Annotated in this window: 2 protein-coding genes; both read left to right on the plus strand. The window is 41.0% G+C overall.

The features are described 5' to 3' along the window. Positions 1–95 precede the first annotated feature (95 nt). Positions 96–761: a DNA cytosine methyltransferase gene (locus LC605_RS32605; RefSeq protein WP_229551494.1), complete on the plus strand. Its 666-nt coding sequence runs from the start codon at positions 96–98 to the stop codon at positions 759–761. A 389-nt stretch (positions 762–1150) separates the two neighbouring features. Then, a partial coding sequence (locus LC605_RS32610) for a hypothetical protein (protein WP_229551495.1) occupies positions 1151–2156 on the plus strand: 1006 nt, incomplete at its 3' end.

Raw genomic sequence — 2156 nt, forward strand, 5'->3', positions numbered from 1 at the left:
TTCATCAAATACCTATTCTTAAGTATTAATACTCGTTAATATGTAAATAATATATGTTTTGTACTGGGAAAGCCGATTAGCGATCGCACCTTTTTTTGCCTGACCTCACAAAATCGCATTGCTCCCTCCATGATATTACAGTTGAGTCTTTGGCAAGAGTCGGAGTTAGAGAAGTTGATGGGATCATCGCCGGACTGCCTTGCCCTCCATTTAGCCTCGCGGGGAAACAAAAAGCATCGCAGGATGAACGCAATCTGTTTGGGGAATTCAAGAGAATCATTTGCGAGATTCGACCAAACTGGGCGATTGTGGAAAACGTTCCCGGACTTATCACTGCTGAATCGGGTGAATTTTTTCGTGCCGTACTCTGGGAGTTTGCCCAGATGGGGTTTGATGTGGAATGGGGAATTGTTTCGGCTGCATCCGTGGGGGCTGTCCACAAACGAGAAAGAGTGTGGATTATTGCTACCAACTCCCAAAGCGACCGACGGGATACATCCTGGAATCAGTACGAGAAAGCCGGGACAAACCCTGCATCTGTCGGCGGCGGTGATGATGCTCACTCCCACAGCCAGCGATTGGAGAGATGGCAGCCCCAACCAGTTGAACAAACAGCGCTATCCCAAACTCAGCGATGTGGCAAGCGGAGTTTGTTGTTCTCGTGCGCTCAACCCACATCTAGTGGAGACAATGATGGGCTTTCCCCAAGGTTGGACGGATGTCTCCTGGGAGTCACAGGAATTGATTCTTGGCTTCAGTGAATACGTCTTGGCATATACTTCGTTCCAAAATCCCTGACTAGGATTATACTATGTGCAATCATCCGGATTTGATATCACTGCAAAATACCAGACAGCAATCTGCATAAATCCAAATATCTGTCCTGATAAACAGACGAATGATGATGATAACAGGTTTGTTCGGATGGCAATATACCAGCCAATAGTTACCGAATCTGTAATCCTTACCAGGAGGTTCTTGTGGCGACAAAACTAACGATGCAGACTGTTGGCTATCTTGCACGTTGCTACTGGAGTGACGAGTTAAATATGGAAAATAACTGTATTATTGCAAGGAGAAAAGCATAAAAATTTAATACCTTTTTAACGGCGATCGCTTTTACATAACTTTTGATCATCATAGGTAAACAATGATTATTAAGCGTGAGACTTTAGTAGAAATGTTTTCCACATTTCTTAAGGTTGTAGACCGCAACAATTACCAAGCTATGACTTGGCAAACGGACAGGCGGTTAAAATACAACATGGAAGAAATGATTAGCCAAGAAACAGTAAGAAATGAAGAAGCTTGGGCGCGATATTGGCTCAAAGAGGCATTGCAAAATCATCTTCATTCTTTAGCAAACAAACATATAACCTTTTACTTAGAAGAAACTTGCTACTGGGTAGGACACAAAATTAAACGTCAAATTGCCAGCCACGATTTTACTTGGATGGATTACTGGCAAATAGCGCGGGCGATAACAGCTACAGAACTCACCAAACTCTTGGGCAATTATGACTTTAATAACACACCGCTGAAAAACTACGCTCAACTGCGTATTCATAGTGTAGTTCTTGACAGAATTCGGATAGGACGAGACTTAAATAGGTATACTGATTGGGCATTATTGCGTAATATAACTAAAAAAGCATTCAAAGAAGCATTACAGAAAGTCAATGTCAATGAGCAGCAAGAGACAGCTTATCTATTAGCTTGGAACTGTTTTCGAGAAATTTACACACCCAGTAAAACAACACAAAGTCACAGATTACCACCACCAACTGAGCAGCAATTTACAATGATAGCTGAACGTTATAATCAGTTGCGTTCGCTCCAATCTCTCCCAGAAAATATATCAGCGGCAGATATCGAAAGATTACTAAAAAATTGCATTTTCGCAATCAGAGAGAACTCAAAGCTGCCAGTAATATCATCTTTTGATGCACCTAATATTACTATTGATAATATTCAACATCAAGTTACAGAATATGAAGTTGAAGAAGATGAAAGATTCTCATCTCTACGTCAGGTTTTAGTTAAGGTATTCGATGAGCTACCAGTAGAAGAACAAAATATGCTAATTCTCGAACATGGCTTAAAATTAACACAAACAGACATGGGAAAGATATTTAACTTCACACAGTCAAAAGTAT

The organism is Nostoc sp. CHAB 5836, assembly GCF_020829445.1.
Lineage (GTDB): Bacteria > Cyanobacteriota > Cyanobacteriia > Cyanobacteriales > Nostocaceae > Nostoc.